Origin of the sequence: Desulfurella sp., from assembly GCF_023256235.1 — a bacterium.
Classification (GTDB): Bacteria; Campylobacterota_A; Desulfurellia; order Desulfurellales; family Desulfurellaceae; genus Desulfurella.
In genome coordinates this window covers 1-7,038 of the sequence record NZ_JAGDWY010000086.1, presented here as the reverse complement: position 1 = coordinate 7,038, position 7,038 = coordinate 1, and the positions used below count along the sequence as shown (strand labels likewise).

The 7,038-nt window shown below is 32.1% G+C and carries 7 protein-coding genes; all 7 read left to right on the top strand.

Annotated elements, in window-relative coordinates; translation table 11 throughout:
* A partial coding sequence (locus tag Q0C22_RS09295; RefSeq protein WP_291494067.1) for an autotransporter domain-containing protein occupies positions 1 to 363 on the top strand: 363 nt, incomplete at its 5' end.
* Between the two features lie 54 nt (positions 364 to 417).
* Positions 418 to 900 carry a V4R domain-containing protein gene (locus tag Q0C22_RS09290; RefSeq protein WP_287005807.1) on the top strand — a complete coding sequence of 161 codons (483 nt, stop codon included), beginning with the start codon at positions 418 to 420 and terminating at the stop codon, positions 898 to 900.
* 143 nt (positions 901 to 1,043) lie between these two features.
* Complete coding sequence (locus Q0C22_RS09285; protein WP_291494062.1) at positions 1,044 to 2,720, top strand: AMP-binding protein; 1,677 nt, start codon at positions 1,044 to 1,046, stop codon at positions 2,718 to 2,720.
* The gene (locus Q0C22_RS09280; protein WP_291494060.1) at positions 2,695 to 3,804 is read left to right on the top strand and encodes a 2-hydroxyacyl-CoA dehydratase subunit D; all 1,110 of its coding nucleotides are present in this window, start codon (positions 2,695 to 2,697) and stop codon (positions 3,802 to 3,804) included. The genes Q0C22_RS09285 and Q0C22_RS09280 overlap by 26 nt, the downstream gene beginning before the upstream one ends.
* A gap of 2 nt (positions 3,805 to 3,806) precedes the next feature.
* Positions 3,807 to 5,015 carry a 2-hydroxyacyl-CoA dehydratase subunit D gene (locus Q0C22_RS09275; RefSeq protein WP_291494059.1) on the top strand — a complete coding sequence of 403 codons (1,209 nt, stop codon included), beginning with the start codon at positions 3,807 to 3,809 and terminating at the stop codon, positions 5,013 to 5,015.
* A gap of 1 nt (position 5,016) precedes the next feature.
* Positions 5,017 to 5,784: an acyl-CoA dehydratase activase gene (locus tag Q0C22_RS09270; protein ID WP_291494057.1), complete on the top strand. Its 768-nt coding sequence runs from the start codon at positions 5,017 to 5,019 to the stop codon at positions 5,782 to 5,784.
* A gap of 63 nt (positions 5,785 to 5,847) precedes the next feature.
* On the top strand, positions 5,848 to 6,840 hold the full coding sequence (locus Q0C22_RS09265; protein WP_291494054.1) for a hypothetical protein: 993 nt from the start codon (positions 5,848 to 5,850) through the stop codon (positions 6,838 to 6,840).
* Positions 6,841 to 7,038 lie beyond the last annotated feature (198 nt).

Genomic DNA, 7,038 nt, shown 5'->3' with positions numbered 1-7,038 from the left:
GACCCTGCTCTAAACATGAGTGTTAACAGGCAAGATTTGTCAAGACTGTTGAGCACAATAGGTTTAAAAGCCCAATATGAAGCTAATCTAGGATCAATTACCATAGTTCCTAATATTTCTGTTGAAATGAAGTCCAAGTTAAATGGAAGAGGTGGTGAATTTGACAGTTATTTCCAGGATGAACCATCTATAGCTCTCACAAGTCAATATCCTGATTATTCAAGAAATTGGGGTGTTGCCAAGTTTGGAGTTGATGCATTTATGTCAAATAGGTTATCAGCAAATATTAATTATTCAAGCACTTTTGATAAAAAAAATAGCGCAGATCACAGTATTTGGGCTCAAGTAGGTTATAAATTTTAATTAACAATTCAGGCAGAAAGATCTTCTTTCTGCCTTTTTGAGGGGGTTAATAATATGCAAAAAGAAGAAATAAGAGCTAAAACAAATCAGTATGTGGAAGAAGAAGGCTTTATTTTGCCAAAGAATGTATTTAGGGATTTTTTTTCGCAACTGATTAAATTAGCTGGTTTTGGTCTTGGCGGTATGTTTGTTTTAAGTGGCAAAAAGGCAGGCAAAAAAGCAGCAAGTCATATTAAAGAGATTCTTGGTGACAACTTGAGTTTAGAAGATGTAAAAGAATGCATAATTTCTTATTTTGAAGAATCAAAGCAATGTAAAATGGTAGAATTCAATATATCTGAAAACTCTGTAAACTTTAAAGCTCAGCACTCTGTTTTTGCAGAAGGCATAGAAAGTAAAAAACCTACCTGTTTACCACTTGGTGGCACTATAGCTGGTATGCTAGAAGAATTTTTGGGTGGCAGCTGGGAGCCAAAAGAAACTCAGTGTATAGCACAAGGTTTTAGTGAGTGCATATTTGAAGTAAAACGCAAATAATTAATCTAAATGGTTTTTTATTGTGATTTTAGTAAATAATTATTTCTATTTTAAAACAGGTTTAATATCAAAATTTAACTTTAACGTTATAGATAAAAAAGATTTTGGTGAATTTTTTAAATTGCAAAAGAAAGGGGGTTTTTGTGTCAGTTTGGTTAAGGCATTATGGTAATGTGCCAAAAAGCCTGAATTATCCCCAAATAAGTTTGTATGAGTCTATCAGACAGTCCTGTTTAAAATATGAAGACCAGATTGCTTTTATCTATTTTGGCAACACTATAACTTACGCTAAATTGCTTTACTACATTGATAAATTTGCAGTGTATCTAAAAGAAATTGGTATTGATCAAAAAAGCACTGTGAGTCTGATTTTGCCAACATGCCCTCAAGCTGTGATTGCATTTTATGCAATAAATAAAATAGGCGCTATTGCAAGCTTTATTCATCCTTTATCCAGCGAAGAAGAAATAGCAAATTATTTAAATATCAGTAATTCTGAGTTTGCTATAACACTTGATTTATTTGTAAATAAAGTTTTATCTGTAAAAGATAAAACGCCGTTAAAAAACATTATGCAAACAAGTATTTCTACATTTATGCCGTTTTTTTTAAAAACCGCCTACAATGTTTTCAAAAGACCCAAAAAAATTGTAGATTTAACTTTTGAAAGTGCAATTAAACACTCAAATATTTTAATTGATATAAAACCACAACAAAAAGCGTTTGATACGGCTGTTATTTTGTATAGCGGAGGTACAACAGGAAAACCAAAAGGTATTGAGTTATCAAATTTCAATTTGATTGCAAATGGCACTCAAATAAGCGCCTGGGCAAATTTAAATCAAGAAGATAAAATCCTAGCGATACTGCCTATTTTTCACGGTTTTGGTCTTAGTGTTTGTATTAATGCCGTATTGATGGGTGGAGCACAGGCAATACTTGTGCCAAATTTTGATTTAGAAAAAGTTATAAAATTGATAAAAAAAGAAAAGCCAACCTTTTTAGTAGGTGTGCCTACTCTATACAAAGCACTGCTTGACAGTAGAGATTTTCAAAAAATGAATTTGAGTTTTTTAAAAGGCGCATTTTCGGGAGCAGATACTTTGCCTGAGCATATAAAAAAAGATTTTGATTCACTTGTGCAAAAAAGTGGCTCTAATGCAAAATTAAGGGAAGGCTACGGTCTAACCGAAGCTGTTACTGCAATTGCGGCTATGCCACTTGATAAATACAAACCTAATTCCATTGGTATACCTTTTCCCGATATGAAACTTAAAATAGTTGACCCAGTTTTGCTTAATGAGTTAAAACCGAATGAATTAGGAGAAATTTGTATTAATGGTCCGTGTGTAATGAAAGGCTATTTAAATAATCCACAAGAAACTGAAAAAGTATTAAAAATGCACAATGATGGTCAAATCTGGTTGCATACTGGCGATCTAGGCTATATGGATGAAGAAGGCTTTTTTTATTTTAAGCAAAGATTAAAGAGAATGATAAAAGTTTCCGGTATGAATGTTTACCCAACAGAAATAGAAAATGTTTTAAGCTCACACGAAAATGTTAAATTTTCCTGCGCTATTGGTGTAAAAGATGAATACAAAATGCACAAAATTAAAGCTTTTATTGAGCTAAAAAATCCTGATGTAAATAAAGACCAATTAAAAAAGGAACTCATAGATTTATGCAAAAAACATCTAAATGTATGGAGTGTGCCCTATGATATAGAATTTATGCAACTGCCAAGAACAAAACTTGGCAAAATAGACTATAAACTTTTAGAGGAAAAAGAAAATGCAAGAGTTAATGAAAACAATTGATTCTATTTTAGAAAACCCATATACATATTTAGAAAATTTATCCAGATCAAAGCCTATTATGGGCTATAGCTGTACTTATGCTCCAGTTGAGCTTATTTATGCAAGCGGTTATCATCCTGCAAGAATAATAGGTTTAGCCAATAATGTCAGTCTTTCTGATGTGTATTTGCAATCGTATGCTTGTGCAGTTGTAAGGACGCTCCTTGAAGATAGCTTGTTAAAAAAACTCGATTTTTTAAGTGCTTTTTTGTTTTTACATACTTGCGATTCAATGCAGAGGCTATCTGATATATTTAGAATAAACCTTAATTTCAAGCAATTTGATCTGATATTGCCAGTAAAATTTAGTTCACAAACCTCAAAAGACTATTTTCTTGATATTTTGAATGATTTTAAATCAAAACTTGAGCAGGATCAAAATATAAAAATAGGTATAGATAGCCTCAATAAAGCCATACAAACTTACAATGATTTAAAAGCTAACTTACTGAAGCTATATAATATTAAGTCAAATAATCCTGAAGCTTTAAGCTATAGCGATTTATCAAAAATTGTAAGGGTTTCGTTTATTATGGATCCTGTGGAATTCATTAACATAAGCTCTCAAATCATAAATAAAATACCCCAAAATCAATACCAATCTTCAAAACGACTTCTGATTATAGGAAGCATATGTAATCATTCAGTTTTATTTGAAACCATAGAAAATAAAAATGCTCATATTGTTTGGGATGATTTATGTACAGGCACAAGATTTTTTGATGAATTAACACAGATTGGCGATAACCCTTTACAGTCAATAGCTGATAGATTCATCAAAAGACCTATTTGTCCTACCAAGCATATAAACCCGCAATATAGGCTTGATTATTTAAAAAGAAAAATTGATGAATACAAAATTAATGGTGTAATTTTTTTATTTATTAAATTTTGCGAACCGCATGCTTTTGATTATCCTGACCAGAAAAATTTACTTGAAAAAATTGGGATACCAAGCATAATGGTTGAAATTGAAAACCACAATATATTTGATGAACAAACCAGAACAAGGCTTGAAACTTTTATAGAGATGTTAGGTGAGTAAAAATGGAAAATAAAATCAAATCAACAGATAAAATGAAAAAAATTATGAAAAAATACTATTTAACAGCAAAGTATGCAAAATATTTTGGTAAAAAAGTCGCCTGGATAACAAGCGGAGGTCCGGTTGAGCCGCTTATTGCAATGGGCATTATACCGGTATATCCGGAAAACCATGGAGCAATGATTGGTGCTTCAAAAATCGGCGCAAAACTATCTGAATATGCAGAAAGCCTCGGTTATTCAAGTGATATATGCTCTTATGTTAAAGTTGATATTACATCTTCAATAACACGCCAAAGTCCTATTGGAGGTTTACCAAAACCTGATATGCTTATTTGTTGCAATAATATTTGCGGGACAGTTCAAAAATGGTATGAAATACAATCAAGAAAATTTAATGTTCCGCTTTTTATTTACGATACGCCATTTTGCCATGTTGATTTGGATGATTCTGCAAAAAAATACTTAAAAGCTCAAACTAAAGAGTATATCTCTTTTTTAGAAAGCGTTACAAAGAAAAAGCTTGATTATGACAAAATGCAGGAAGTTGGAAAATTATCGCTTAAGGCTATGCAAAAATGGCAAGCAGTTCTGGATAGTGCAATTAATAAACCAAGCCCTATGACTGCGTTTGATGCTTTTATACATCTGGCTCTTATTGTAACACTCAGGGGCAAAAAGGTTGTTGTTGACTACTATGAAACTTTGCTTAAAGAGTTAAATGATCGTGCAAAAAACAAAATTGGAGCGGTGGAAAACGAAAAATACAGGCTTTTATGGGATAATTTGCCTATATGGTATAAAATGAGGTGGCTTTCAAATGCTTTCAAAAAACATGATGGTGCACTGGTAGCAGACACATACACGCAAAGCTGGTGTGGTGTGGTTGATTATGTTGATGAAGAGCGTTTTTTGGAAACAATGGGGGAAGCCTACGCAAGAGTATATCTAAATATAGGTACAGACAAAATGGCAGATTCTGTCCTAAAGCTTATTGATAAATATTCTATAGATGGTGTGGTGTTGCACTCAAACCGCAGTTGCAAGCCTTATTCTTTTGGTCAATACGATATTGCGCGTATAATTCAAAAGAAAGGTATCCCTACACTTTTTATTGAAGCCGATATGACAGATGAGCGCAAATTTGCACAGGCTCAGGTGGAAAATCGTATTGATTCATTTATGGAAGTTTTGAGTCAAATAAAGGGTTAAAATGTTTATAGGCATAGATATAGGTTCGACAACAGCAAAAATAGTACTTATGGATCAAAACAAAAACATAATTGATAAATTAATTGCAAATGTAGGCTACAGCTCAAAGCAGGTTGCAACAAATATATACAAAGAAATTCTGTCAAGGAACAACATAAGTGAATCCGATATCAAAAATATTGTTTCCTGCGGGTACGGTAGAGAAAGTATTGATTTTGCAAGAAAAACTGCTTCAGAAATCATATGTCATGCAAAAGGTGTTAAGTTTTTGATTTACGATGTAAGTACAGTCATAGATATTGGCGGTCAGGACAGCAAAGTTATAATTTTAAATGAAAGTGGAAATGTTGTAAATTTTGTTATGAATGACAAATGTGCAGCAGGCACTGGCAGGTTTTTAGATGTCATGGCAAAAGCTTTGGAAACAGATATAAATGAGTTTGGAAATCTTGCTTTAAAAGCTGCTTTTCCTTCAAAAATAAGCAGTATTTGCACGGTATTTGCAGAATCTGAAGTTATATCATTGGTAGCAAAAGGCGAAGATAGAAATAATATTTTCGCTGGCCTTTGCCAATCTATTGCAAGCCGTATATCAAGCATGTATAAAAGAGCTGGTGGCAAGCCAAAAGTTATATTAACAGGAGGCGTTGCTAAAAATATTGGACTTTTAAAGGCTTTAGAAAAGATTTTGGATACACCAATAGCCACACATGAGTTATCCAGTTTTACTGGAGCTATTGGGGCTTGTCTTATTGGAATGCAAAATTAATTTTATAATATTGACATATATATATAACATTTGTTATACTACATAAAAAACGGTGAAAATAAAATGCACAAAGTATTGTTTTTTATGGATAATATACCGCTAAAACAGTATTTGAAAGCCGTATTTGAGTCAAATTTTGTTGTCGAGGAAAGTTTTGATATAAAACGCGTTCTTGAGCAAAATACGATTCTTGATTATAAAGCAATTATTATAGGAAAAAATTTTGGCATTTTAACAAAAGCAAAATTGTGCGAGGCAATTGCTGATTTTGCGCAAAACAACAACCATAAGATTCTTATTTTTATGCTAAAGGCACCAAATGAGAAACTGCCAAAGCGCTGCAAGGATATTTTTATTGTAAATATGCCAAATACGCATGAAAAACTCTCAAAAATATTAAAAGAAAATCAAATCCAGACATTTGAGCAAAAACAACTAAAAGATATGACCCAAACTGGTGAGATTAAAGAATTGGATCTTTATAAATTTTTTCATTACATTAAAGATAATCAAAAAGTTACTGCTTTAGTTTATGATAAAAAACTAGAATTTTTGACTTCAAACGGCAAAATTTTTATATTAAAAAACGATTTTGAAGATTTTAAAGATTTTTTTCTAAATACAAAAGTAAAAGCCGCCTACCATGGATTTAATACATTTAACTTTGCTGAGCGTATATCTATAGAAAAATATAAACAGATAAGCATAAGAGAGTTTATAAAACAAGGCCTGGAAAATATTTTAGACGAAAAACACTTATATAAGCTCTTGCCTGAAAATAAAACAAAAATATCGGTAAAAGCAAATCTATATGTATTAAAAGATTTATTGCCCAAAGATTCTCAGATAAATATAAACTGGCTTCACAAACACACAGATCTTACAATACAAGACGTATTAAAAAAATTTGATTATCTAAAATCCTTGCGTGATATTGTTATAATGTATTTTGCAAAAGCAATTGATTTGCTTGATCCTGCAAATGAGAGCAATTTTGATTTGACTTTGACATCTAATCTGCTAAGCCAGATAAAAAACAAAATCCAAAGCTTATAAACTATAAAAACTTAAATTGCAAGGAAAATATCAAAGCCTGCCTCAATGAAGCAGGCTTTGGTTTAGGTATTAGAAGCCAGAGTATTGTCCAGTGCAGGAATCGTAGGAAACAGGAGTAGTTTGAGAGCCAGGACCGCTTGAAATTTGGCTATTATAGCCTGATACGGTATAGCCATTGGCGCCAGCGTTTGCTGTACC